The 24,376-nt window shown below is 68.7% G+C and carries 22 protein-coding genes and 1 riboswitch; of the genes, 3 read left to right on the top strand and 19 right to left on the bottom strand.

Annotated features, from left to right (window positions below):
• Nucleotides 1–42: 42 nt before the first annotated feature.
• From AC3A4E_RS03290 to AC3A4E_RS03350, 13 genes are all read right to left on the bottom strand, one after another.
• On the bottom strand, nt 43–1,074 hold the full coding sequence (locus AC3A4E_RS03290; protein ID WP_487630141.1) for an OmpA family protein: 1,032 nt from the start codon (nt 1,072–1,074) through the stop codon (nt 43–45).
• 247 nt (nt 1,075–1,321) lie between these two features.
• Nucleotides 1,322–3,160, bottom strand: a complete 1,839-nt coding sequence (gene ilvD, locus AC3A4E_RS03295) for a dihydroxy-acid dehydratase (RefSeq protein WP_487630142.1) — start codon at nt 3,158–3,160, stop codon at nt 1,322–1,324.
• A gap of 103 nt (nt 3,161–3,263) precedes the next feature.
• Nucleotides 3,264–4,343, bottom strand: a complete 1,080-nt coding sequence (leuB, locus tag AC3A4E_RS03300) for a 3-isopropylmalate dehydrogenase (RefSeq protein ID WP_487630143.1) — start codon at nt 4,341–4,343, stop codon at nt 3,264–3,266.
• Complete coding sequence (gene leuD, locus AC3A4E_RS03305; RefSeq protein ID WP_487630144.1) at nt 4,333–4,926, bottom strand: 3-isopropylmalate dehydratase small subunit; 594 nt, start codon at nt 4,924–4,926, stop codon at nt 4,333–4,335. Before leuD ends, leuB begins: the two co-directional genes overlap by 11 nt.
• Nucleotides 4,926–6,353 carry a 3-isopropylmalate dehydratase large subunit gene (leuC, locus tag AC3A4E_RS03310; RefSeq protein ID WP_487630145.1) on the bottom strand — a complete coding sequence of 476 codons (1,428 nt, stop codon included), beginning with the start codon at nt 6,351–6,353 and terminating at the stop codon, nt 4,926–4,928. Before leuC ends, leuD begins: the two co-directional genes overlap by 1 nt.
• 43 nt (nt 6,354–6,396) lie before the next feature.
• Nucleotides 6,397–7,938 (bottom strand): 2-isopropylmalate synthase, encoded by a 1,542-nt coding sequence (locus AC3A4E_RS03315; RefSeq protein ID WP_487630146.1) that lies wholly within the window; start codon nt 7,936–7,938, stop codon nt 6,397–6,399.
• Complete coding sequence (locus AC3A4E_RS03320; RefSeq protein ID WP_487630147.1) at nt 7,935–9,101, bottom strand: threonine dehydratase; 1,167 nt, start codon at nt 9,099–9,101, stop codon at nt 7,935–7,937. Before AC3A4E_RS03320 ends, AC3A4E_RS03315 begins: the two co-directional genes overlap by 4 nt.
• A 2-nt stretch (nt 9,102–9,103) precedes the next feature.
• Nucleotides 9,104–10,033, bottom strand: coding sequence for an aminotransferase class IV (locus AC3A4E_RS03325; RefSeq protein WP_487630148.1), 930 nt, complete (start codon nt 10,031–10,033; stop codon nt 9,104–9,106).
• Complete coding sequence (locus AC3A4E_RS03330; protein ID WP_232137558.1) at nt 10,024–10,260, bottom strand: ACT domain-containing protein; 237 nt, start codon at nt 10,258–10,260, stop codon at nt 10,024–10,026. The genes AC3A4E_RS03325 and AC3A4E_RS03330 overlap by 10 nt, the downstream gene beginning before the upstream one ends.
• Complete coding sequence (gene ilvG / locus AC3A4E_RS03335) at nt 10,244–12,016, bottom strand: acetolactate synthase 2 catalytic subunit (RefSeq protein ID WP_487630149.1); 1,773 nt, start codon at nt 12,014–12,016, stop codon at nt 10,244–10,246. Before ilvG ends, AC3A4E_RS03330 begins: the two co-directional genes overlap by 17 nt.
• Nucleotides 12,016–13,011, bottom strand: coding sequence for a ketol-acid reductoisomerase (ilvC, locus tag AC3A4E_RS03340; protein ID WP_487630150.1), 996 nt, complete (start codon nt 13,009–13,011; stop codon nt 12,016–12,018). Before ilvC ends, ilvG begins: the two co-directional genes overlap by 1 nt.
• A 353-nt stretch (nt 13,012–13,364) precedes the next feature.
• Nucleotides 13,365–13,517 carry a hypothetical protein gene (locus tag AC3A4E_RS03345; protein WP_232137555.1) on the bottom strand — a complete coding sequence of 51 codons (153 nt, stop codon included), beginning with the start codon at nt 13,515–13,517 and terminating at the stop codon, nt 13,365–13,367.
• 40 nt (nt 13,518–13,557) lie between these two features.
• Nucleotides 13,558–14,655 (bottom strand): DNA topoisomerase IB, encoded by a 1,098-nt coding sequence (locus tag AC3A4E_RS03350; RefSeq protein WP_487630151.1) that lies wholly within the window; start codon nt 14,653–14,655, stop codon nt 13,558–13,560.
• Nucleotides 14,656–14,816: 161 nt separating this feature from the next.
• On the opposite strand from AC3A4E_RS03350, the gene AC3A4E_RS03355 reads away from it, so the two are divergent.
• Complete coding sequence (locus AC3A4E_RS03355; protein WP_487632003.1) at nt 14,817–15,125, top strand: BON domain-containing protein; 309 nt, start codon at nt 14,817–14,819, stop codon at nt 15,123–15,125.
• A 78-nt stretch (nt 15,126–15,203) separates the two neighbouring features.
• Here AC3A4E_RS03355 and thrC read toward each other — a convergent pair whose 3' ends face one another.
• The 4 genes from thrC to AC3A4E_RS03375 form a co-directional block, all read right to left on the bottom strand.
• Nucleotides 15,204–16,499, bottom strand: a complete 1,296-nt coding sequence (thrC, locus tag AC3A4E_RS03360) for a threonine synthase (RefSeq protein ID WP_487630152.1) — start codon at nt 16,497–16,499, stop codon at nt 15,204–15,206.
• Nucleotides 16,496–17,449, bottom strand: coding sequence for a homoserine kinase (locus AC3A4E_RS03365; RefSeq protein ID WP_487630153.1), 954 nt, complete (start codon nt 17,447–17,449; stop codon nt 16,496–16,498). Before AC3A4E_RS03365 ends, thrC begins: the two co-directional genes overlap by 4 nt.
• Entirely contained in the window at nt 17,446–19,965 is a 2,520-nt protein-coding gene (gene thrA / locus AC3A4E_RS03370; protein ID WP_487630154.1) for a bifunctional aspartate kinase/homoserine dehydrogenase I, read from the bottom strand. Before thrA ends, AC3A4E_RS03365 begins: the two co-directional genes overlap by 4 nt.
• 86 nt (nt 19,966–20,051) lie before the next feature.
• Nucleotides 20,052–20,204 carry a hypothetical protein gene (locus AC3A4E_RS03375; protein WP_487630155.1) on the bottom strand — a complete coding sequence of 51 codons (153 nt, stop codon included), beginning with the start codon at nt 20,202–20,204 and terminating at the stop codon, nt 20,052–20,054.
• A 144-nt stretch (nt 20,205–20,348) separates the two neighbouring features.
• Nucleotides 20,349–20,444, top strand: a riboswitch (TPP riboswitch).
• Nucleotides 20,445–20,562: 118 nt separating this feature from the next.
• Here AC3A4E_RS03375 and thiC point away from each other — a divergent pair.
• On the top strand, nt 20,563–22,440 hold the full coding sequence (gene thiC, locus AC3A4E_RS03380; RefSeq protein ID WP_487630156.1) for a phosphomethylpyrimidine synthase ThiC: 1,878 nt from the start codon (nt 20,563–20,565) through the stop codon (nt 22,438–22,440).
• Between the two features lie 123 nt (nt 22,441–22,563).
• The gene (locus tag AC3A4E_RS03385; RefSeq protein ID WP_487630157.1) at nt 22,564–23,160 is read left to right on the top strand and encodes a DUF4136 domain-containing protein; all 597 of its coding nucleotides are present in this window, start codon (nt 22,564–22,566) and stop codon (nt 23,158–23,160) included.
• 69 nt (nt 23,161–23,229) lie between these two features.
• Here AC3A4E_RS03385 and AC3A4E_RS03390 read toward each other — a convergent pair whose 3' ends face one another.
• Together AC3A4E_RS03390 and AC3A4E_RS03395 are read right to left on the bottom strand one after the other, a co-directional pair.
• Entirely contained in the window at nt 23,230–23,535 is a 306-nt protein-coding gene (locus tag AC3A4E_RS03390; protein WP_487630158.1) for a contact-dependent growth inhibition system immunity protein, read from the bottom strand.
• A gap of 15 nt (nt 23,536–23,550) precedes the next feature.
• Nucleotides 23,551–24,333: an RNase A-like domain-containing protein gene (locus AC3A4E_RS03395; protein ID WP_487630159.1), complete on the bottom strand. Its 783-nt coding sequence runs from the start codon at nt 24,331–24,333 to the stop codon at nt 23,551–23,553.
• Nucleotides 24,334–24,376 lie beyond the last annotated feature (43 nt).

Consider the following 24,376-nt stretch of genomic DNA (forward strand, 5'->3'; position numbering starts at 1 on the left):
CCTCCTCGTGACGGAACGGACAGCGGTGGCGCGACGCGCGGGTCAGGCGCGGATGAACACCTCGACGCGCCGGTTGAGCTGACGGCCGCCGGGATTGTCCTGGCCGTCGAGCGTGTTGGGCGCCACCGGTTGCGATTCGCCGAAGCCACGCGCACCGATGTCGCCCGCGACGCCGCGTGTCTGCAGCGCATTGCGTACCGCGTTGGCGCGGCGTTCGGACAGCGACTGGTTGTAGGCGTCGTCGCCCTTGGCATCGGTGTGGCCACGGACCTCCATGCCGCGATGTTCGACCGCCTGCAGCGCAGTGGCGAACACGTCGAGCGTCTGCGCGGCATCGGGGCGGATGTCGGACTTGTCGAAGTCGAACAGCACGCGCTCGTCGAGCGTGACCACGTAGCCGCAGGGCGCACCGGGCGGCGCGAACGTCTGCAGCGGCGGGAAACGGCCGGCCGGCGCGACGCGTGGCATTGGCGGCATCTTCACCGGCCGCGCCGGCGGGCCGATGGTGCCGGTGCCATCGCCGTTGTTGGTGATCAGGCCATGCGGGCCGTTCCACGTGCCGGAGCCGTCGGCCTCGATACGTACCAGGCCATCGGGACCGTTCCAGCTGCCGCTGCCGTCGCCGTTGGAGGTGATCAGGCCGCTGTCACCGTTCCATGTGCCGCCGCCCTTGCCATCGAGACGGATCAGCCCGGATTTCCCGTTGTAGGTGCCCGAGCCGTCGGCTTCGACGCGCACGATCGCCTCACTGCCGTCCGGCTCCGCGGTGCCGTTGATCGTGCCGCTGCCGTCCGCATGGACGGTGATCAGCCCGCCTTCGAAGTTCGCGGTGCCGCTGCCATCGGGCGAGAGCCTGAAGATGCCGGCATCGCTGTTGCGCACGAGGGCGCCCGTCTCGTCGATGCGCGTGATGCCAGTACTGTCGATCAGCGCGCCGTCCACGTCGCAGCGCGCGGGCCGGACGCTGATGCCGGCGACCGGATCGAGGATCGCGGCCATCGAACCTTCCAGTGCGCGCTGGGCCGGCGTGACGCCGACGATCTCGGGCACGACGATCGGCGGAATCACCGGCATGTCGGGCACTGCAGGATCGGACGCGGTGGAGGCGTCCTGCACATCCCCAGGGACGCCCGCTACTGCATCCGCGACCGGTGCATCGTCCTGCGCCGGAACGGGCGTCGGAGCTCGCGCGCAGCCTGCGAGTGCCACGCCCACCACACACCACATCATTCCGGTCCGAAATGCCTGCATCTGTGTCGATCCTGCATCCGCGCCTGCGGGTTGCAGGATGGTAGGCAGGGACCCGTTAGGGATGCGTTTTTCAGTCGCCGAGCATCGCCAGATTGCGCACCGCGCCCTTGTCGGCGCTGGTCGCGAGCAACGCATAGGCCTTCAACGCAGCGGTGACCTTGCGTGGGCGCGCCTGCACTGGTTTCCAGCCGAGCGTGTCCTGCGCGTTGCGGCGATTGGCCAGTTCGACGTCGTCGATCAGCAGTTCGATGCGCCGCTGCGGAATGTCGATCCGGATGCGGTCGCCATCGCGTACCAGGCCGATCGTGCCCCCGGCTGCGGCTTCCGGAGATGCATGGCCGATCGACAGGCCCGAAGTGCCGCCGGAGAAACGCCCGTCGGTCAGCAGCGCACATTGTTTGCCGAGGCCTTTCGACTTCAGGTAACTCGTCGGATACAGCATCTCCTGCATGCCAGGTCCACCCTTCGGACCTTCGTAGCGGATCACCACCACGTCGCCCGCCTGCACCTCGTCGGCGAGGATGCCCTTCACCGCGGCGTCCTGGCTTTCGAACACTTTGGCCGTGCCTTCGAACACGTGGATCGACGCATCCACGCCCGCGGTCTTGACCACGCAGCCATCGGGCGCGAGGTTGCCGCGCAGCACGGCGAGACCACCTTCCTGCGAGTACGCATGCGCGACATCGCGGATGCAGCCGCCCGCGCGATCGTCGTCGAGCGTCTCCCAGCGCGTGGCCTGGCTGAAGGCGGTCTGGGTCGGAATGCCGGCAGGCCCGGCCTTGAAGAATGTGCGCACCGCATCATCGTCGGTGACGGTGATGTCCCAGCGTGCGATGGCATCGCGCAGTGTGCGGCTGTGCACCGTCGGCTGGTCGACGTGCAACAGCCCGCCACGCGCGAGTTCGCCGAGGATCGAGACGATGCCGCCGGCGCGGTGCACGTCTTCCATGTGATAGGTCTGGATGTTCGGCGCGACCTTGCACAGCTGCGGCACGCGACGCGACAGGCGGTCGATGTCGTGCAGGTCGAAGTCGACTTCGGCCTCCTGCGCGGCGGCGAGCAGATGCAGGATGGTATTGGTCGAGCCGCCCATCGCGATGTCGAGCGTCATCGCATTCTCGAATGCCTCGAAGGTCGCAATGCCACGTGGCAATGCGGTCGTATCCTCCGCGCCGTACCAGCGATGGCAGAGTTCGACGACCGTGCGCGCGGCCTGCAGGAACAGCTGCTCGCGATCGGCATGCGTCGCCAGCATCGAGCCATTGCCGGGCAGCGCGAGACCCAGCGCTTCGGTCAGGCAGTTCATCGAGTTGGCGGTGAACATGCCGCTGCAGGAACCGCAGGTCGGACACGCGCTGCGCTCGTAGGCCGCGACCTTCTCATCCGAGGCTTCCGGGTCGGCGGCGACGACCATCGCATCGACGAGATCGAGGCCGTGTTCGGACAGCTTCGTCTTGCCGGCTTCCATCGGTCCGCCAGACACGAACACCACCGGAATGTTCAAGCGCAGCGCGGCCATCAGCATGCCGGGCGTGATCTTGTCGCAGTTGGAGATGCACACCAGCGCATCGGCGCAGTGCGCGTTGACCATGTACTCGACGGAGTCGGCGATGATCTCGCGGCTCGGCAGCGAGTACAGCATGCCGTCGTGGCCCATCGCGATCCCGTCGTCGACGGCGATGGTGTTGAACTCCTTCGCCACACCGCCGACGCGCTCGATCTCGCGCGCGACGAGCTGGCCGATGTCCTTGAGATGCACGTGACCCGGCACGAACTGGGTGAACGAATTCGCGACCGCGACGATCGGCTTGTGGAAGTCGTCGTCCTGCATGCCGGTCGCGCGCCACAGCGCGCGGGCGCCGGCCATGTTGCGGCCGTGGGTGGAGGTTCTGGAGCGGTACTCGGGCATCGATGACTCGCAGGTGCGGCGGACGCGGGGCTGGCGGCGTGTGTGTGATGGTTGTACGCGATCGAACGCGGCGGGGTGGCGCCCGCCGCGTCGATTCAGCGCGCTATCCGGCGATCTGTGCAGGCGTCGCGATGCGCGCAAGCACCGCGGCGGCGGCCTCGCGCGTCGACACCGCGGTGCCATCGGATGCCAGGTCGGCGGTGAACACGCCGGCGTCCAGCGCGTCGTCGACCGCCTGCTCGATGCACGCCGCTTCCTGCGAAAGGCCCAGCGAATAGCGCAGCAGCAGCGCGGCGCTGAGGATCGTGCCGTAGGGATTGGCGATGCCCTTGCCGGCGATGTCCGGCGCCGAACCGTGGATCGGCTCGTACATGCCGACGCAGCCTTCGCCCAGCGATGCGGACGGCAGCAGGCCGAGCGAGCCCGCCAGCATCGAGGCCTCGTCGGTGAGGATGTCGCCGAACATGTTCTCGGTCACGATCACGTCGTAGGCGCGCGGCTTCGACAGCAGGTGCATCGCCATTGAATCGACCAGCTGGTGTTCGATGGTGATGTCGGGAAATTCATCGCGCGCGATGCGGCTGGCGACATCGCGCCACAGCCGCGAGGTCTCGAGCACGTTGGCCTTGTCGACGGACGTCACGTGACTGCGGCGGCCACGTGCGAGCAGGCAGGCGCGGCGCACGACGCGTTCGATCTCGGGCACCGTATACGTGCACAGATCGCTGGCGGATTCGGCAGTGCGTGTGCGCTCACCGAAATAGATGCCGCCGGTCAGTTCGCGCACCACCAGCAGATCCACACCGGCCAGCAGATGCGGCTTGATCGGCGAGGCGCCCATCGCGGCAGGGTGCGGTTTGGTGGGACGCAGGTTCGCGTACAGGCCCAGCGCCTTGCGGATCGCCAGCAGACCCTGTTCCGGACGCACGCTCGCGTTGGGATCGGACCACTTCGGACCGCCGACCGCGCCCAGCAGCACCGCGTCGGCATCGCGCGCGGCGGCCAGTGTGGCGTCGGGCAGCGGCTTGCCGGTGGCGTCGATCGCGGCGCCACCGATCAGGTGTTCGTGCAGAGAGAAGCGATGGCCGAAACACTGCGCGACCGCCTGCAGTACGTCCACTGCGGCCGTGGTCACTTCGGGGCCGATGCCGTCTCCGGGCAGAACGACGATGTCAGCGTGCATGGTGCGTGTCCTCGTAGTTGCGGATGTCGGCGCCGCGCGCCAGCAGAAAGCCCATTTCGTCGACGCCTTCGAGCAGGCAGGTGCGTGCGAATGCCTCGAGCGGGAAGGCATGGACGGTGCCGTCCGGCGTGCGCAGTTCGCGAGCGACGATGTCGAACGTCAGCACGTCGTCGGGACGCGTCATCAGATCCTGCACCACGGCCTCGGGCAGCACGACCGGCAGCACGCCGTTCTTCAGGGCGTTGCCCCGGAAGATGTCGGCGATCTCGCTGCTGACCACGACCTGCAGGCCGAGATCGCGCAGTGCCCACGGCGCGTGTTCGCGCGAGGACCCGCAGCCGAAATTGCGCCCGGCCAGCAGCACCGCCCGTCCGGCGTTGTGCGGCTGGTTGAAGGCGAAATCCGGATTCGCACTGCCGTCGTCGCGCCAGCGCCAGTCGTTGAACGCGAATCGGCCGAGGCCCTTGCGCTCGGTCGTCGACAGGAAGCGCGCGGGAATGATCTGGTCGGTGTCGATATTGCTCTGGGCCAGCACCACGCTCGCCGATCGCACCGGAAACTCCGGGATATGAGCGGCGGACATCAGGCCACCTCCCGGCGGTCGTCGAACAGTTCGCGTGGATCGGCCACGACGCCGCGTACCGCAGCCCAGGCCGCGGTCGTCGGCGAGGCCAGCAGCGTGCGCGCACCCGGGCCCTGACGACCTTCGAAATTGCGGTTGCTGGTGCTCACGGCCAGCTGGCCGGGCGCGACCAGATCGCCGTTCATCGCGATGCACATCGAACACCCCGGCTCGCGCCATTCGGCGCCGGCGCCGCGGACGATCGCGTCGATGCCTTCGGCCTCGGCCTCGCGTTTGACGATCTCCGAACCCGGCACGACCAGCATGCGCACACCTGCCGAGACATGGCGGCCACGCAGCACCTCGGCGACCTCGCGCATGTCGCGCAGACGGCCGTTGGTGCACGAGCCGACGAACACCACGTCGACCGGCATGCCGGCCAGCGATTGGCCGGCGACGACGCGCATGTAGTCCTGACCTTTCTTCTCGGCGGCATCGGTCGCGGCCGGCACCGGCACGTCGACGCCGATCGCGGTGCCCGGGTGCGTGCCCCAGGTCAGCGTCGGGCGGATGTCGGCGGCATCGATGCGCACCTCGGCATCGAAACGCGCGCCGTCGTCCGTGCGCAGGTCGCGCCAGCGCGCGACCGCGGCGTCGAAGTCGGCGCCCTTGGGACCACGCGGCGTGCGCGCGATCCAGGCGAACGTGGTGTCGTCCGGCGCGACCATGCCGGCGCGCGCGCCGGCTTCGATCGACATGTTGCACAGGGTCATGCGCTGCTCCATGTCCATCGCCTCGATGGTGGAGCCGCGGTATTCGATGACGTGGCCGGTGCCGCCGTTGACGCCGATGACGCCGATCGCGTGCAGGGTCACGTCCTTGGCGCCGACGCCGGGCGCCAGCGGACCGTCGACGGTGATCGACATCGTCTTCGGCCGTCTCTGCAGCAGGCACTGCGTCGCCAGCACGTTGCCGACCTCGCTGGTGCCGATGCCGAACGCCAGCGCGCCGAACGCGCCGTGCGTGGAGGTATGGCTGTCGCCGCAGACGATGGTCATGCCGGGCAGGGTGAAGCCCTGTTCGGGCGCGATGACGTGGACGATGCCGCGCTGGTCGGAACTCATGTCGAAGAGTTCGATACCGAACTGCGCGCAGTTGCGCGCCAGGGTGTCGACCTGCTTTTCCGACGCGTCGCTGGCGTAGGGCAGGCGGCCGTCGGGGCCAGCCGGCAGCGTCGGCGTGGAGTGGTCCATCGTCGCCTTGGTGCGGTCCGGGCGGCGCGGGACGAGGCCACGCGCGCGCAGTTCGGTGAAGGCCTGCGGCGAGGTGACTTCGTGGATCAGGTGCAGATCGATGTACAGCACGGCGGGCGCGGCGTCGGACTCGGGCGTCACGATGTGCGCGTCCCACAGCTTGTCGAACAGGGTGCGTGGCGGTCTGGCAGTCATTGCTGGCGGTGTGTCCGGAATGCGAAAGGGAATGCGTGACGCGTCAGGCGTGCGCGGCCTGCGGCGCCGGCGCGGCGCGTGCGCTGCGCAGGATACGGTTGGCGACGTCCAGCCAGGCGAGCGCGCTGGCCTCGATGATGTCGCGGCTGGTGCCGGTGCCTTCGTGGATCTCGTCGCCGTGGCGCACGCTGACGCTGGCTTCGCCGCGCGCATCGCGGCCCATGCCGACGCTGTGGACCTGGTAGCTCTCCAGCGCCAGCTCGACGCCGGTCGCCGTGGCCAGCGCAGCGAACAGCGCGTCGACCGGGCCATCGCCCAGCGCGCTCTCACTGACCTTGCCGCCATCGGGATCGGACAGTTCGACCTGCGCGCTCGCGCGCTGGCCGCGATCGCTGACGGTCATCGAGGCCAGACGCCAGCCCTGGCCGTCGACGTCGCCGTGCATCAGCGCTTCCAGATCGTCGTCCTCGACCACGCGCTGGCGCTCGCACAGATCCTTGAACGCGGCGAAGACCTGTTCCAGCTGCGCTTCTTCCAGCGTGTACCCCAGCGCGCGCAGGCGATGGCCCACCGCGGCGCGACCACTGTGGCGGCCCAGCACCAGCTTGGAATCGGGCCAGCCGACGTCGGACGGATTCATGATCTCGTAGGTGCCACGGTGGCGCAGCATGCCGTGCTGATGGATGCCGGATTCGTGCGCGAACGCGTTCTCGCCGACGATGGCCTTGTTGCGCTGCACGGCCATGCCGGTCAGACGACGCAGCAGCTGCGAGGTCGGGACCAGGCGGCGCGTGTCGATCTGCGTGTCCAGGTTGTAGAACGCGTTGCGGACCTTCAGCGCCATCGTCAGCTCTTCGACCGCGCAGTTGCCGGCGCGCTCGCCGATGCCGTTGATGGTGCACTCGACCTGGCGTGCGCCGCCTTCGATCGCGGCCAGCGAATTGGCGACCGCCAGGCCCAGGTCGTTGTGGCAGTGCGCGCTGAAGATCACGTCGCGCGCGCCGGGAATCGTCTCGATCAGACGCTGGAACAGCGCGCGGGTTTCCTCCGGCGTCGCGTAGCCCAGCGTGTCGGGCACGTTGATCGTGGTCGCGCCGTTGGCGATCGCGACGGCGATCACCTCGGCCAGGAAATCGTCTTCGGTGCGGGTCGCGTCTTCGGCCGAGAACTCGACATCGCCGATCAGCCGGCGCGCATGCGCCACGCTGGTCGCGGTCATGTCCAGCACCTGCTGCCGGCTCATGCGCAGCTTGTGCTCGCGGTGCAGCGGACTGGTCGAGATGAAGACGTGCAGGCGCGGATTCGCGGTGCCGTCCAGGGCGCGCGCCGAGGCCTCGATGTCGGCGGGCAGGCAGCGCGACAGCACCGCCAACGTCGGCCGGCGGACCTCGCGCGCGATCAGCCGTGCCGCCTCGCGGTCGGATTCGGAGCTGGCCGGAAAGCCGGTCTCGATGATGTCGACGCCCAGTGCGTCGAGCGCGCGCGCCATCACCACCTTCTGCTGCGGGGTCATGCTGCAGCCGGGCGACTGTTCGCCGTCGCGCAGGGTGGTGTCGAAAATTCGGATGGTGTCGGAAGCGGTCATGCGGGGAGTTCCTCGGGAATTTCGTGTGGCGTGCGTTCGATGCGGGCAGCGGTCGCGCGTCGAAGTCGCGGTTCGCCGCCTCCGGACGGCGCGGATGCGGCGAGGTCATTGCGGCGACGTGGCGTCGCCACGTGCGCAGCGGGTGCGAAGGCCGCAATGGCCGGCACCTCGGTCGCGGTTTCGCGAACGCGACGGCGCGGCTTGCGCGGCGGGCGCGGACGCACGTCCGACAGCAGCTGCGCCAGCACGCCGGCATCGACGTTGCCGCCCGACACCACGGCCACCTTGCGCTTGCCGGCGACGCGGCGGCCGGCAGCGAGTGCCAGCGCACCGGCGCCTTCGGCGATCACATGTTCCTCCAGCGCCAGGCGCACCAGCGTCTCGCGCAGTTCGGCCTCGCGCACGATGACCACGTCGTCGAGCAGATCGGCCAACACCGCGCGCGTCAGCAGGCCGGGATCCTTGACCCGCACGCCGTCGGCCAGCGTCGCGACGGGCGAAAACGGCGAATGATCGCCGCGCAGCACGCGCGCCATCGCATCCACGCCTTCGACCTGCGCGCCGACGATGCGCACGCCCTGCGATTTCAGCGCCAGCGCGACGCCCGACGCCAGACCACCGCCACCGATCGGCACGATGACCACGTCCGGCATCAGCACCGACGCGATCTCCAGCCCGACCGTGCCCTGGCCGGCGATCACGTCGACATCGTCGAACGCCGACAGCAGGCGGAAACCGTTCTGCGCGGCCAGTTCGGCGGCGAAGGCCTTGGCTTCGTCGTAGGTCTCGCCATGCAGGCGCACGGTCGCGCCCCAGTGCGCGACGCCGGCGACCTTGGTCGCGGGTGCGTTTTTCGGCATCACCGTGATCGCCGGCACGCCCAGACGATACGCCGCCCACGCCATGCCCTGCGCGTGATTGCCGGCCGAGGCGGTGATCACCGTGCGATCGTCGCCACGCTCGCGCGCGGCCATCAATGCGTTCAAGGCGCCGCGCACCTTGTAGGACCCGGTGCGCTGCAGATTCTCGAGCTTCAGCCAGCAGCCGAAGCGCTCGGCGTAATGCATCGGCGTCACGTCGAGATGCCGACGCAGCCGCGCCTGCGCCGCCAGCACATCGCTGGCGGTCGCTCGCGGGGCGCGGCCTACGTCGGGTTCGGACATGCTCAGACTGCCGTCAGCCAGCCGCGCTGGCGCTCGGCATCGCCGCGCACGACGCGCGCATACAGCGCGGCCAGTTCGCGGGTGACCGGGTTGTCGCCATAGCTGCGGTCCTCGACGCCGTGCACCGGCGCCACTTCGGCCGCGGTGCCGCAGGCGAAGACTTCGTCGGCGTCGTACAGCTCGTCGATGGTGACGGCGCGCGACTCGGCGCCGCTCAGACGGATGAGCGTGTCGCGGGTGATGCCCGGCAGCGCGTCGCGATGCTGGACCGCGGTGACGCGACCGGCCTTGACGATGAAAACGTTGGCGCCGGTGCACTCGACGACGTAGCCGTCGGCATCGGTGAACAGCGCTTCGTCGAAGCCGCGCGACTTGCTCTCGCGCTTGGCCAGGATGGAATTGACGTAGGCACCGCACAGCTTCAGCGGCGGAAGCGAATCCGCGGGATTGCGGCGCCACTTGCTGATGCCCAGCCGTGCGCGGGTGCCGTTGAGGTGCACCTGGGTCGCGGTGGTCGCGACCATCAGATGTTCGGTGTGGCCTTCGACGTCCAGGCCGAAACCGCCTTCGCCGAACCACGCCAACGGGCGGATGTAGGTATCGCGATGGCCATTCGCGCGCAGCGTCGCCAGCACGGCTTCGGTGGCCTGCGCGGGATCGAAGTGCATGCCCAGCAGCGCCGCACCCTCGCGCATGCGCGCCATGTGCTCGGGCAGGCGGAACACCGCGGCGCCATCGGCGGTCGCGTAGCTGCGGATGCCTTCGAACACGCCGCTGCCGTAATGCATCGCATGCGTGGTCAGTCCGGCCTGCAGCGCGTCGATATCGCACAGCGCGCCGTCGAACCAGGCCTGCGGACGATTGGGTGCTGCGGTCTCCGCGATCGAAGGCGGCTGCGCCGGTGCGGCCTCGGCGGTGACGTTCAACGACACGGCGACACCTCCACCGACAGGCAGTCGTAGAGCTTGGCCAGCTGGCCCTGCAGCGCGATCGCGGCGCGGTCGCCTTCGACGGTCATGCGCAGATTCCAGTGGTCGCTGTCGGCGTGCGCGTCGCCTTCGAACGACACCGGGCGGAAGCCGCGGCGTTCGGTCGTGCCCAGCACGCGCACCAGCGCGCCTTCGGCGCGGCGCAGGGTCATCTCAAACTGGTAACGCATGGCTCGATTCCTTGGCGGACGTGGCGGCAGCGGGTTCGGTGGCAGGCACGACGGAGTCGCCGATATCGAGCGAGGTGGCCTCGTCGGCATCGAGCATCTGCGCGTTGTTGTGGTTGGGCGGGACCAGCGGCCAGACGTTGGCGGCGGTGTCGATGGCCACGTGCAGCAGCGCCGGGCCGTCCGCGGCCAGCAGCGCAGCCAGCGCCGCTTCGACATCGGCGGCCTTGTCGACCGACAGCGCCTGGATGCCAAACGCGCGCGCGACCTGCGCGAAGTCCGGGTTGTCGGACAGATCAATCTCGGAATAGCGGCGCTCGAAGAACAGCTCCTGCCACTGGCGCACCATGCCCAGCGCCTGGTTGTCGAGCAGGATGATCTTCACCGGCACGCGGTAGCGCTTCAGCGTCGCCAGCTCCTGCACGTTCATCAGGAACGAGCCGTCGCCGCTGACGCAGACCACACGGCGAGACGGGTCTTCCATCTGCGCGCCGATCGCGGCCGGCAGGCCGAAGCCCATCGCACCCAGCGCGCCGCTGGTCAGATGCTTGCGCGGATGGTCGAAGCGCCAGTGCTGCGCGACCCACATCTGGTGCTGGCCGACATCACATGCGACGGTCGCATCGGGCGCCAGTTCGCTCATGCGCTTCAGCAGCGCCGGAGCAAAGACCTTGTCGCCGGGCGCGTCGTAGCGCGCGGCGAATCGCTCGCGGCGCTGCGCACACAGGTCACGCCACGCAGTGCGCGCGGCCGCGTGCCGGCCCTGCATCTGCGCCGCGCAAGGCGCACCCAGACGCGACAGACTGGTGGCGACATCACCACACACCGACACGTCCGCCGCGCGCAGTTTGCCGATCTCGCAACTGTCGCCATCCAGATGGACGATGCGCGCCAGCGGCGCGAACTCGGCCAGCTTGCCGGTGGCGCGATCGTCGAAGCGCGCACCGACGACGATCAGCAGATCCGATTCCTGCACCGCCAGGTTCGCCGCGCGAGAGCCGTGCATGCCGATCATGCCGAGGTTGGCCGGATGCGTCGGCGGCAGGGCGCCCAGTGCACGCAGCGTCAGCACCGTCGGGATCTGGGTCAGATCGGCGAACTCCCGGAACGCGTCCAGCGCATCGCCCAGGATGATGCCGCCGCCGCCGTAGACGACCGGGCGCTCGGCCTGCGAGATCAGCGCCGCCGCTTCGTGCAGCGCGTGGTCGGCGCAGGCCGGCATGACGTCGGCCGTCGAGGGAATGTGTGCGCCCAGATGCGCGGCATCGCCGATCTGCACATCCTTCGGCAGGTCGATCAGCACCGGGCCGGGACGGCCGGAACGCGCGATGCGGAATGCTTCTGCGACGACGTTGGGCAGTTCGTCCACGCTGCGCAGCAGAAAGCTGTGCTTGACGATCGGCAGCGTCATGCCGAACACGTCCAGTTCCTGGAATGCGTCGGTGCCCATCAGCGGCGTCGCCACCTGGCCGGTGATCACCACCATCGGCACCGAGTCCAGCATCGCGTCGGCGATGCCGGTCACCAGGTTCGAGGCGCCCGGGCCGGAGGTCGCGACGCACACACCGACGCGCCCACTGGCCCGCGCGAACCCGTTCGCAGCGAACGCCGCGCCCTGTTCGTGGCGTACCAGCACGTGCTTCAACGATGCGCCGTGCAGCGCGTCGTAGAACGGCATGATCGCGCCGCCCGGATAGCCGAAGATCGTGTCGACCCCCTCGGCTTCCAGCGCCTGCACCAGCCAGCGGGCGCCGTTCATCAGGCGGCCTCGCTCTGCGGTTGTGCCGGCGCGCCGGTCTGCTCGCCCAGCCAGGTCATCTTGGCGCGCAGTTCGCGGCCGACCTGCTCGATCGGGTGGTCCTTGTCGGCCTGCTGGAACTTCTTGTAGTTCGGCAGGCCGGCGTCGTATTCGGCCTGCCAGTTGCGGGTGAAGGTGCCGTTCTGGATGTCGGTCAGCACATCCTTCATGCGCGCCTTCACCGACGCGTCGATCACCCGCGGGCCGCTGACGAAGTCGCCGTACTGCGCGGTCTCGGAGATGAACTCCAGCATCCGGGTGATGCCGCCCTCGTAGAACAGGTCGACGATCAGCTTCAGCTCGTGCAGCACTTCGTAGTACGCGATTTCCGGCTGGTAACCGGCTTCGACCAGCGTCTCGAAGCCGGCCTGCACCAGCGACGACGCGCCGCCGCACAGCACCGCCTGCTCGCCGAACAGATCAGTCTCGGTTTCTTCCTTGAACGTCGTCTTGATGATGTTCGCGCGCGCGCCGCCCAGGCCCGCGGCGTAGGTCAGCGCCAGCTGCTCGCCCTTGCCGGTGGGATCCTGGTGCACGGCGTAGATGCAGGGCACGCCACGGCCGATCTCGTACTCGCGACGCACCAATGCGCCCGGGCCCTTGGGCGCGACCAGCACCACGTCCAGATCCTCGCGCGGCGCGATCATGTCGAAATGCACGTTGAGGCCGTGCGCGAACAGCAGGCAGGCGCCCTGCTTCATGTGCGGCGCGAGCACGTCGGCATACAGCTGCTTCTGCACCATGTCGGGCGTCAGCACGGCGACCAGGTCGGCATCGGCGACCGCGTCGGCAGGCGTCTTGACGGTGAAGCCGTCGGCCTTCGCCTTCTGCTCGGTCGGGCCGCCGGGACGCAGGCCGACGACGACGTCGAAGCCGGAGTCGCGCAGGTTCAGCGCGTGCGCGCGGCCCTGGCTGCCGTAGCCGACGATGGCGATGGAGGGATTGGTATTGCTCATGGGTGGTGGTGTCCGATCTGCGGGTGGAAAGGGGAGGGCGGGCGGCTCACGCGGTGACGCGTGAGGCCCGGATGTGGAAACGGCCGGCGGTCGAGGGCGTTGCCCCGTCCCGACCGGCCGTCCGAAACACCGCGTCGGCGGTGGAGGAGGCGGTATCGCCGCATGCATCCGGACACGCGGCCGACGCACGCGCTGCGCCTTGCGGCGTCGCGGGCTGGGTCGTGCAGGCGTTGGCGGGATGGCTGTGCATGGCGGGTGGCTCTGGGACTGGAGGTTTTGTGGGGGCCAAACAAAAACCCCGCGCCTTTCGGCGCGGGGTTCAGGTTCTTTCGACCTTCTGGAGTTTCGTCTTGCTACACGAACCCCATCCCCGCGCCATTCCGGACGGTAATAAGGAGTACGAGTACGAGGAGAATGGCCGAGGTGAGCGCAACCGGCAGGCGCACGTCGCGCACGCGGAGGCGTGCGGCGGTCGCGATCTGGCGGTGGTTGTTGCGCTGCGTCATGTGGTCGAGAAAAACACGCCAATGACCGGCGTGTCAACAGTTACTTCGACAACGGTTTGCCGGCCGGACGCTTGCGATGCCGCTGACGCAACAGCTTCAACGCAGACGCTTCCCACTGGCGTTCACCGCGCGCGTTGCCCGCCGCGCGCTGCAGTCCGCCATCGCGCCAGGCCTCGTAGAGCACCGGATCGATGTAGGCCTTGCGGCACACTGCGACCGTATTGCCGAGCGCATCGGCGACATCGGCGATGACGATCTTCTCCTGCGTCGCCAGCGCACGCTCGCTGGGCTCGCCGCCTTTTCTGCCTTCGGGCAACGGCATCGCCGCGAACCGGCGGAACGCCATCAGCGTGCCGCCCCAGGTGCGGAAATCCTTGGCCGTGAACGCGCCGCCCATCGCCTCGCGCAGGTAGTCGTTGACCATGCCGGAGTCGACGCCGTGGCGTTCGCCGTCGTCGTCGACATACTGGAACAACGCCTGGCCCGGCAACTGTTGCACCTTGCGCACCAGTGCGGTCAGCTTGGCGTCGTCGAGTTCGATCTCCTGCTCCTGCCCGCTCTTGCCACGGAACTTCAGCCGCGCGCGGCCGCCGCGCACGAGTTCGAAATGGCGGTTGCGCAGCGTCGTCAGACCGAACGAGCCGTTGCTGCGCGTGTAGCTGTCGTTGCCGACGCGCACAAAGGTCTGCGCCATCAGCGAGACGACGATCGCGAGCACCTTGTCGCGCTGCATGCCCGGCAGTTTGAGATCGCGCCCCAGCGCACGGCGCAGACGCGGCAGTGCGGTCGCGAACGCGACGATGCGATCGAACTTGCCGTGGCCGCGCACCTCGCTCCAGTCCGGGTGATAGCGGTATTGCTTGCGTCCGCGCGCGTCGCGGCCGGTGGCCTGCAGATGTCCGTTCTCGAGCGCGCAGATCCACACGTTGCGATACGCGGGCGGGATCGCGAGCATGCGCACCCGGTCGAGTGTCGCGCGATCGCGCACGGCCTTGCCATCCGGATCGCGATAGCTGAATCCCTTGCCGGCGCGGCGGCGGCTCAGCCCGGGCAGATCGTCGCTGACCCAGCGCAGGCCCGCGAGGCGCGCAGCGCGCACGTTGTCGTCATCGTTCACGGATTTGCCCGTCAGCTTCATGAGCGGCTGATAACAAGCGCGGGATCAGTGCCTCGTGAACAGGCCCCGCTTCACCCCTTCGGCACGCGGCGGTTCGCACACTCCGCCCACACAAATGCACGAGGAACACCGCCATGAAGACGATGCACAAGACCCTGATGGGTGCCGCGATTGCCGGCACGATGCTGATCTCGGGTACGGCTGTTGCGCAGCAGATGCAGGAGCGCGGCGAACGCACCGTGGCCGCGCAGTCCGAGTCGGACCAGCCGGTCTCCGATACGTGGATCACCACCAAGGTCAAGGCCGACCTGCTCGCGTCGAGCGACGTCGCCGGCCTCGACATCGGTGTCGAGACCACCAATGGCACCGTGAGCCTGTCAGGCGATGTCGAATCGCAGGCGCAGATCGACCGCGCCAAGGCGATCGCCGGCGAAATCGAAGGCGTCAAGCGCGTCGACAGCGCGCAGCTGAAGGTCGGTCCGGCGAACTGACGCCTCAGCGATCCGCATGACCTCGAGGCCTCCCGCATCTGCGGGAGGCCTTTTCGTTTGCGGTGTCCGCAGATTTTCTCAGCGTTGTGCTGCGAGCAGCACCTGTTCCAGCGCATCGCTGTCGTTGTGCATCGGCGCGCCTGTCGCGGGACGCGACAGGCAGTCGGCCAGTGACGCCGGCAGCGCTACCGTGTGACCCACCAGCGGCTCGACGATCGTGTCGAATTTCGCAGGGTGCGCAGTCGCCACCACCGCCCAGTCGCGGGTATCACCATCCGCGCGCAGGGTTTCAAGCAGATGCAGGCCCGTCGCGGTATGCGGGCAGGGCACGATGCCGTGGCGCGCGGGCGCGGTCTGGATCGTCGTGCGGATGGTCGCGTCGTCCACCGAGCGCGCGACGAACGCGGCGCGCAATGCGGCGTCGTCGGCATGCCAGTGGCGCAGCCGTTCGAAGTTGCTCGGCGCCCCGACATCCATCGCGTTCGCGAGTGTGGCGCGCGTGGGTTGCGCGTCGTAGTCCGCGCCGTCGAAGAACCGTGGCAACGTGTCGTTCGCATTGCAGGCTAGGCGGATCTCGCCCAGCGGCGCGCCCATCGCACGCGCCACGAACGCGGCCGACGCGTTGCCCAGATTGCCGGTCGGCACGATCAGATTGAGGACCTGGCCGGTCGCGGCGTGGTGGTGCGCGGCGGCATGCGCGTAGTACGCGGCCTGCGGCAACAGACGGCCGAGGCTGATGCTGTTGGCGGTGCCCAGCGTGATGCGCGCGCGCAAGGCCGGATCCGACAGGGCCTGCTTCGCGAGGCGCTGGCAGTGGTCGAAACTGCCGTCGACGCGGTAGGCGTGCACGTTGTCGCCCCAGCACTCCAGACCGTGCGCCTGCCGCGGCGACACGCGGCCGTCCGGGTACAGGATCACGACCGAGAAACCGGGCCGGCGATGGAACGCGGAGGCGACGGCCGCGCCGGTATCGCCTGACGTCGCCACGAGAATCGTCGTCTCCGGTGCCGCGGGGTCGCGCAGTGCGCCGAGCGCGCCTGCGAGGAAGCGGGCGGCGTAGTCCTTGAACGCCGCGGTCGGCCCGTGGAACAGCTCGAGCAGATGATCGCCCGGACCTGCGAGCGGACGCAGCGGCGCATCGAACGCGAAGGCCGTTGCACAGAGATCGGCGAGTTGCGACTCGATACGCGAACCAGCGAACCACGGCGCGAGCGTGGCGACGGCGGTGTCGACGAGCGTCGCGCGCGGGGTGACGAGATCGATCGTCGGAATCGACTCGGGTACGTACAGGCTACCATCCGGTGCGAGACCGGCGACGAGCGCATCGTCGATGCCGACTGCAGGTGCGTTGCCGCGGGTGCTGACGAACTTCATGTGGCGTCTCCATCGAGCAGATCTGCGCGTGGACCGGCGACTGGCGACACATAGGCCTGCGCTTCGATGCCGGTATCGGTGAAGCCCGCGCGCATTGCAGGTGCGGCGCGTTCGGCCGCCTCGCATGAATCGAACCACGCGAACACACTGGGCCCGCCACCGGAAATGCTCGCGCCCAGCGCGCCGTTCGCGATCGCCGCGGCCTTGACAGCAGCGAAGCCGGGAATCAGCGGTGCGCGGCGTGGTTCGACCAGCACGTCGTGCAGGCCGGCACGGATCAGGTCGCGATCGCCACGCTGCAGGCCGGTCAGGAACAGCGCCAGATGCGTGCTGTGCGTCACTACATCGTGCAGCGCATACGGATCCGCCAGCACCGCGCGCGAGCGACGCGTTTCCAGCACCTGGTCGGGATGCACGACGACCGCGAACAGCCAGTCCGGCACGTCGAGCGCGATGAGTCGATCGGTGGTCGACAGCGTCACGCCGCCGAGCAGCATCGGCGCGATGTTGTCGCCGTGGCGCGCGCCCGAGGCGACCGATTCGCCGTCGAGCGCGAACGGATACAGCGCTTCGCGCGACAGCGGGTCGTCGAGCAGTGTGTTAGCCGCGACCAGCGCCGCGACGCAGGACGCCGCGGAACCGCCAAGCCCCGAGCCGAGCGGAATGCCCTTCTCCAGCGTCACCGCGAAGCCGAACGGCAGCGACAGCGCGGCGCGCAGCGACTGCAATGCACGGCCGGCGGTGTTGTCGGCCGCTGCCAGCGGCAGGCGTTCGACGCCCTCGACCGCGCCACCGATGGACTCGATGCGCACCTCTGGCGTGTCGAGGCGACACACGTGGGCGATGTCGCGTGGGCCTTCGATGACATGACCGAGCACGTCGAATCCCACGCCGATGTTGCCGACGCTGGCGGGCGCGAACGCGCGCGCGGATGCAGGCCTGTCGCTCATGCGTGGCGCCATCCGGTGCGCGCGCCGAGTGCGTGGGCGATTGCGAGCACGTCGCCGAATACGCCGGCGGCGGTGACCTGCGGGCCGGCGCCCGGGCCCTGCACGACCAGCGGATTTTCGGCATAGCGGGCCGTGGTGAACTGGACGAGGTTGTCGGTCAGGCGTGTATGCATGCACGCATGATCGGCGGGAAGTGCGCGCACGCCAACACTCGCGTCGCTGCCGGCGCCGAGCCGGGCGATGTGGCGCAGCCCGCACCCGGCCGCGCGCGCGGCATCCAGGCGCGCCTGCATCGGCGCATCGAGTTCGGACAGGCGATCGAGGAACACGTCCAGCGACACCTCGCGCAGCGCTTCGGGCACCAGGCTTTCGACGTCGACATCCGCCAGCGACAACGGCCGGCCGGCCTCGCGCGCGAGAATCACCAGCTTGCGGGCGACATCCAGCCCCGACAGATCGTCGCGTGGGTCGGGCTCGGTGTAGCCGAGGGCGCGCGCTTCGCGCACGAGTTCGGAGAACGGCCGGCTGCCGTCGAAACTGTTGAACAGCCAGGCCAGCGTGCCCGACAGCATGCCGTCGATCGCATGCAGCGTGTCCCCCGTGTCGAGCAGGTTGCGCAGCGTCACGATCACCGGCAGACCCGCGCCCACCGTCGCCTCGTAGAGAAACCGGCTGTGGCCGGTGACGCGTGCGTCGGCGATCCGCGCATAGCGCTGCCAGTCGCCGCTGCCGGCGTGCTTGTTCGGGGTGACGACGTGGATGCCGGCGGCGAGCCAGTCCGCGTACTTCGCCGCGACAACATCGCTGGCACTGCAGTCGACGATCATCGCGTGCGGCAGATGGTCGGCGCGGACGTGCGCGGCGAAGGCATCGAGATCGCAGGCGTCGGCGTGGTCGTCGAGCAATGCGGATGCGGCATCCGGATCGATGGCGGCGTCGCTGAGGCGCATGCGCCTGCTGCTCGCGACTGCACGCAGGCGCAGGTCGACACCGGCGCGCGCACGCAGGGCCGGGATCACGTCGGCCAGCTGCGCCAGCAGCGCGCGGCCGACGTTACCGGGACCGATGACACCCACCGACACCGTCTGCGGCGACAGCCAGAACGCGGCATGCGCGGCGCGCAAGGCGCGTGTGGCGTCGTCCTGCGCGATCGCGACCGAGATGTTGCGTTCGCTCGCGCCCTGGGCAATCGCGCGGATATTGACGCGGGCCTGCGCCAAGCCGTCGAACAGGCGCGCCGCAACGCCCTGGCTGCCGACCATGCCGTCGCCGACCGCTGCGAGCACGCACAGATCCGTCGTCACCGCGACACCCTGCGCCTGGCCTTCGGCGATCGCATCGGCGAAGGCTTCGACAATCGCGTCGTGGCCGCGGTTCGCCTGCTCGGCGCGCACCACGCAGCAGATCGAATGCTCGGACGAGCCCTGCGAGATCATCGTCACCGACACGCCGGCGCCGTGCAGCGCGGCGAACATGCGCTCGGCCATACCCGGCACGCCGACCAGGCCGTTGCCGACGAGTTCGAGCACCGCGACATCGCGCACCAGGCTCAGGCCCTTGACCGGGGACGCCGCGGGGGCTGCGTCCAGCGCGATCAAAGTGCCGGGCGCTGCAGGATTGCGGCTGTTGCGGATACGCACCGGCGTGCCGCGTGACTGCACCGGTGCCAGCGTCTGCGGATGCAGCACCTTGGCGCCGAAATAGGCGAGTTCGCAGGCTTCCGCATACGACATCGCGTCGAGGCACACGGCGTCCGGGACGAGGCGCGGATCGGCGGACAGCACGCCGTCGACATCGGTCCAGATCGTCAGCGCGTCGGCATCGAAGAGATTGGCGAAGATCGCCGCCGAATAGTCACTGCCGTTGCGGCCCAGCGTGGTGTCGCGGCCGTCGGCAGCGCGCGCGACGAAGCCGGTGATCACGACGTCGCGTGCGCCGTGGGCGAGGCGCCAGGCGGCGAGCCGTGCGCGGCTGGCATCCCAGTCGACGACGGCGCCCATCTCGGCGGCGTGGACGACCAGGACATCGCGTGCATCGAGGCGGTGCCAGTCCGGACCGAGCGCGGCCTGGGCAAGCCGCGAGGACAGTTGTTCGCCGCAGCCGTGGATGCGCGCGAGGCGCGCGTCCCGCGATTGCGGATCGGCACCGGATTCGTGGTCCTGCAGATCGCGGGCCAGTGTGGCGAACTCCGCCTCGAGCGCGACGTGCAGCGGACCGCCCGCTTCGGATTCGAACGCATCCGCCGTGTCGAGATGGCGCTGGCGCAGTGCGTCCCAGCCCGGCTTCCAGTCTTCACCAGCAGCGGCCGCATCGCCGAGTGCAACCAGCGCGTTCGTGGTGCCGGCCATTGCCGAGACCACGACCGGCCGCAGGCGCGCGTCAGCAGGTACGAGGGCGGCAAGCCTGCCGATATGCGCGGCATCGGCCAGGCTGCTGCCGCCGAACTTGTGCACGTGACAGGCGAGCGCGGGCGATGCCAGGGGGGCGGGTGGAGCGAGCGGCGCAACAGCGGACATCGGAGAACTCCTCATGGAGCTCCGCAGCCGTCTGGGCGGGACGTAGCGTCCGCACCCCGGGTCGGGATGCGGAGCGGGCGGTCAGATCAACTGGCGGCGCGCGTCCACATCCCGTGGCCGGTGGTACCGGTGCCGGTAATGTTGCCGCGCGTGGTGATGGACGCCGCGTCCGCACGCACGCCGACGATCGCCGGGGCGGCGATCGGGCGGGGAGTGCGCTGGTTGGTGCGGCGCGTCATTTCTGCAGGGAATCACGGCGCCGCGCGGAGTGTCAACGGTTTTCGCGGTAACGATCGACGCGTGCGCAGGTGACGGATGCGACGCGAGAGGCGCGTCGGGCGGCAGAGCCTGTTGGGGCATGCCCGCGCTTCATGCTCTAATCCGCGCCGAAGCGGGGGTACCGGCGTCAGCCGGTTGAGACAGTCCCTTCGAACCTGATCCGGTTGATACCGGCGTAGGGAAGCTTCGCAGGACCCGCCGCAGGACCGTCTTCCGCATCTCCGTGCGGCGGTTGTCGCGTCAGGCCCGCGCCGCCGCTTCGTCCGCGAGAAGGAGAGCCCGCCCTCGGGCTCCCGTCGCCACCACAGGACGAATGCCATGAATGCCGTGCCTTCCACGCTGCTGCAGCAGACCGACCAGCTGTCCGAATCGGTGACGCGCCCGATCCCGGGCTCGCGCAAGATCCACGTCGAGGGCTCGCGCCCGGACCTGCGTGTGGCAATGCGCGAGATCGTGCAGACGCGCACGCCGACGCTGTTCGGCGGCGAGGAGAATCCGCCGATCACGGTCTACGATCCGTCGGGCCCGTACACCGATCCGGACGTCACGATCGATCTTGCCGCGGGCCTGGCGCCGCTGCGCGCGCGCTGGATCGAGGAGCGCGGCGATACCGAAGCGCTTTCGGCATTGAGTTCGGCATTCGGCCGCGGCCGCGAACACGATCCGAAACTCGCTCACGTGCGATTCCCGTCGCGCACGCTGCCGCGCGTGGCGAAAGCCGGCACTAACGTCACCCAGATGCATTACGCACGCCGCGGCATCGTGACGCCGGAGATGGAATACGTCGCGATTCGCGAGAACCAGCGCCTCGAACTCGTGCGCGATGCGCTGCTGCGCCAGCAGCATCCGGGCGAGGCGTTCGGCGCGAACATCCAGCAGGTGATCACGCCGGAATTCGTGCGCGACGAGATCGCCCGCGGACGCGCCATCCTGCCCAACAACATCAACCATCCCGAAAGCGAGCCGATGATCATCGGCCGCAACTTTCTGACCAAGATCAACGCCAACATCGGCAACAGCGCGGTGTCCTCGGGTATCGCCGAGGAAGTGGAGAAGCTGGTGTGGTCCATCCGCTGGGGCGGCGACACCGTGATGGACCTGTCCACCGGCAAACACATCCACGAGACGCGCGAGTGGATCATCCGCAACTCGCCGGTGCCTATCGGTACGGTGCCGATCTACCAGGCGCTGGAGAAGGTGGACGGCCGCGCCGAGGAGCTCACCTGGGAGATCTTCCGCGACACGCTGATCGAACAGGCGGAGCAGGGCGTCGACTACTTCACGATCCACGCCGGCGTGCTGCTGCGCTACGTGCCGCTGACCGCGAAGCGCGTCACCGGCATCGTGTCGCGCGGCGGCTCGATCATGGCCAAGTGGTGCCTCGCGCATCACCGCGAGAGCTTTCTCTACACACACTTCGAGGACATCTGCGAGATCATGAAGGCCTACGACGTGGCCTTCTCGCTCGGCGACGGCCTGCGCCCGGGCTGCATCGCCGATGCGAACGACGCCGCGCAGTTCGGCGAGCTGGAGACGCTGGGCGAGCTCACGAAGATCGCGTGGAAGCACGACATCCAGACCATGATCGAAGGCCCCGGCCACGTGCCGATGCAGCTGATCAAGGAGAACATGGACAAGCAGCTGCGCGAGTGCGGCGAGGCGCCCTTCTACACGCTGGGGCCGCTGACCACCGACATCGCGCCGGGCTACGACCACATCACCAGCGCGATCGGTGCGGCGATGATTGGCTGGTTCGGCACCGCGATGCTCTGCTACGTGACGCCGAAGGAGCACCTCGGCCTGCCCAACCGCGAGGATGTGCGCGACGGCATCATGGCCTACAAGATCGCCGCGCATGCGTCCGATCTCGCCAAGGGGCATCCGGGCGCGCAGGTGCGCGACAACGCACTCAGCAAGGCGCGCTTCGAGTTCCGCTGGCAGGACCAGTTCCATCTCGGCCTCGATCCGGAAAAGGCCGAAGCCTTCCACGACGAAACCCTGCCCAAGGACGCGCACAAGGCGGCGCACTTCTGCTCGATGTGCGGCCCGCATTTCTGCTCGATGAAGATCACCCAGGACGTGCGCGAGTACGCGGCCGAACACGGGGTCGGGACCGGTGACGCGCTGGCCGCGGGCATGGCGGAGAAGTCGGCGGAGTTCCGCGCGCAGGGCGCCGAGGTCTACCGCCCGGGCTGAATGCACGGCGGCCGGATGAACCGTTCCTCCGGCCGTCGCATCCGCGCGACACTGCACCGCGTATGTTCAGTAACGGTATCGGGACAGCGCGTCACGATCCGCCCCAGAACAGGGAGATCCGATATGAAGACTTCGACGTCCCGCGTCGCCGTATGGCTCGTGGCGCTGTGCGGCCTCGCACTGCTGGCCGGCTGTGCCACTGGCCCCCGCATCACCACCGAGGCCGATCCGCGCGCGGACTTCTCGGCGTACCGCACGTGGTCCTTCTACACGCCGCTGGCGATCGAGAAGGAAGGCTACGAGACCCAGACCAGCGAAATCACCAAGGCCGCCGTCCGCGCCGAGATGGAACGCCGTGGCTACCGCTACAGTGAATCCAATCCGGATCTGTGGGTGAACATCAATGCCTACATGGAACGCCGCACCGACGTCAGCAGCTATCCGACGGTCGACTACGCGTACTACTACAGCTATCGCGCTCGCGGCTATTTTGCGGTGCCGTACTGGAACGAGCGCACCAGCGTGTACCGCTACACCGAGGGCACGATGAACGTCGATCTGATCGACGCAAGCGCGAAGCGTCTGGTGTGGGAGGGCATCGCGGTGGGCCGCGTCTCCAACAACCGGGCGGACCAGCGGGCCCAGCGGATCAACTCGACGATCGCCGAGATCTTTGCGAACTATCCGCACCAGGCCGGCGCACGCGCGCAGACCTTGTAAGCGAGGTGCTCATTGCGGCAACGAGAAAGCGGGCCATGTGGCCCGCTTTTTTTTTGTGCGATACGTGCTTCAGTCCGCGTCGGTGCGCGCTGCGCCAAGATCCTGCGCGAGCCGCTGCAGCCAGCCGCGCCAGGTGGCGCCGTCACGGGTCGGGTCGTACTCGCTGCCCAGCGCGGCAATCCGGTGGCCCAAGGCCTCTTCGTCGAGTACTTCGCCGAGCAGCGCCTCGGCCTCGGCACGCGCGCGCGACACCTGCTCGGGTGCCTCGCTGCTGCTGTAGTAGGCGACCACCGCATCCGGCGTGTCGTGCTCCATCGCCCAGTCCTGATGGAAGTAGGCGGCGAAGAAGTTTTCCAGCGTCGGATAGGCGCTCATCAGGGCTTCGACTCGTCAGGGCTTGTTGGGATAGCCGGTCACGATTCTATAGCCGATGTCGAGCTGGTTCGAACGCTCGAGCACCAGGCGTACCGAGAAGACGTCGACAGCGCTGGTGTCGCCGCGGCTGACCGAAATGCCGGTGCTCGCGTCGAAGCGGGTGTCGATAACCAGACGGTTGCCGCCACTGCCATCCACCCACGCGTCGACGCGATCCTGATGGTCGGCGATCGTCGCTGACACGAAGTGTTCCGCTGCCGGCATGTCGCGGAAGGTGGAGGCCGCGCTGATGTTCTGCCCGGTCACGCGGTCGACCAGCCACTGCTCGCTCTTGCCGACATGGCGCTCGATCAGATGTCCGCCGGCATCCTCATGGGCCTGCAGGCCGCCGCCGGGGACCTGGGCCGTGCCGTCAGGCCCCTCCGGTGCGTCGATGCTGCCCAGCCAGGTGTCGATCTCTCCGACCGTCGTCTCGACCGCATCGCGCTCGACCCGCGACAGGGACTGCGGATCGAGTGCCGACAGCGCATCGCGGATATCGCCGAGCAACGGGGCGAGTTCGTCGGCGAACACCGGACTGCGCTCGGCCAGCATGACCGCATCGCCTGTTTCCTCGAGGAATTGTGGAAGGGTGCCGGCTTCGAGTCGTGCAGCGACGTGGGCGTCCAGTCCCTCGCGCGACAGAGCCAGTCCCTCGCGCGACAGAGCTAGCGACGGAAGCGCAGCATCGCCTGAATGCGCGGACCAGGCAGTCGGTTGCCCCGATATAGGGGCGTTGGCGGGGAGGCTCACGTCCATCGGCGGTTCCTGTCATCGGGGGCTGCCACGCTAAAGCCGCCGG

The organism is Luteimonas sp. Soil_N_1, from assembly GCF_057656255.1.

Bases quoted from the DNA above. Each gene is read 5' to 3' on its own strand.
- ilvD (WP_487630142.1), bottom strand. From the start codon at position 3,160: ATGCCCGAGTACCGCTCCAGAACCTCCACCCACGGCCGCAACATGGCC.
- AC3A4E_RS03320 (WP_487630147.1), bottom strand. From the start codon at position 9,101: ATGTCCGAACCCGACGTAGGCCGCGCCCCGCGAGCGACCGCCAGCGAT.
- leuD (WP_487630144.1), bottom strand. From the start codon at position 4,926: ATGTCCGCCGCTCATATCCCGGAGTTTCCGGTGCGATCGGCGAGCGTG.
- AC3A4E_RS03355 (WP_487632003.1), top strand. From the start codon at position 14,817: ATGCTGATCTCGGGTACGGCTGTTGCGCAGCAGATGCAGGAGCGCGGC.
- thrC (WP_487630152.1), bottom strand. From the start codon at position 16,499: ATGAAGTTCGTCAGCACCCGCGGCAACGCACCTGCAGTCGGCATCGAC.
- AC3A4E_RS03385 (WP_487630157.1), top strand. From the start codon at position 22,564: ATGAAGACTTCGACGTCCCGCGTCGCCGTATGGCTCGTGGCGCTGTGC.
- AC3A4E_RS03315 (WP_487630146.1), bottom strand. From the start codon at position 7,938: ATGACCGCTTCCGACACCATCCGAATTTTCGACACCACCCTGCGCGAC.
- AC3A4E_RS03395 (WP_487630159.1), bottom strand. From the start codon at position 24,333: ATGGACGTGAGCCTCCCCGCCAACGCCCCTATATCGGGGCAACCGACT.
- leuB (WP_487630143.1), bottom strand. From the start codon at position 4,343: ATGCACGCTGACATCGTCGTTCTGCCCGGAGACGGCATCGGCCCCGAA.
- AC3A4E_RS03350 (WP_487630151.1), bottom strand. From the start codon at position 14,655: ATGAAGCTGACGGGCAAATCCGTGAACGATGACGACAACGTGCGCGCT.
- AC3A4E_RS03365 (WP_487630153.1), bottom strand. From the start codon at position 17,449: ATGAGCGACAGGCCTGCATCCGCGCGCGCGTTCGCGCCCGCCAGCGTC.
- thrA (WP_487630154.1), bottom strand. From the start codon at position 19,965: ATGTCCGCTGTTGCGCCGCTCGCTCCACCCGCCCCCCTGGCATCGCCC.
- ilvC (WP_487630150.1), bottom strand. From the start codon at position 13,011: ATGAGCAATACCAATCCCTCCATCGCCATCGTCGGCTACGGCAGCCAG.
- AC3A4E_RS03390 (WP_487630158.1), bottom strand. From the start codon at position 23,535: ATGAGCGCCTATCCGACGCTGGAAAACTTCTTCGCCGCCTACTTCCAT.
- ilvG (WP_487630149.1), bottom strand. From the start codon at position 12,016: ATGAACGGCGCCCGCTGGCTGGTGCAGGCGCTGGAAGCCGAGGGGGTC.
- AC3A4E_RS03375 (WP_487630155.1), bottom strand. From the start codon at position 20,204: ATGACGCGCCGCACCAACCAGCGCACTCCCCGCCCGATCGCCGCCCCG.
- AC3A4E_RS03290 (WP_487630141.1), bottom strand. From the start codon at position 1,074: ATGCCGGTGATTCCGCCGATCGTCGTGCCCGAGATCGTCGGCGTCACG.
- leuC (WP_487630145.1), bottom strand. From the start codon at position 6,353: ATGACTGCCAGACCGCCACGCACCCTGTTCGACAAGCTGTGGGACGCG.
- thiC (WP_487630156.1), top strand. From the start codon at position 20,563: ATGAATGCCGTGCCTTCCACGCTGCTGCAGCAGACCGACCAGCTGTCC.
- AC3A4E_RS03345 (WP_232137555.1), bottom strand. From the start codon at position 13,517: ATGACGCAGCGCAACAACCACCGCCAGATCGCGACCGCCGCACGCCTC.
- AC3A4E_RS03330 (WP_232137558.1), bottom strand. From the start codon at position 10,260: ATGCGTTACCAGTTTGAGATGACCCTGCGCCGCGCCGAAGGCGCGCTG.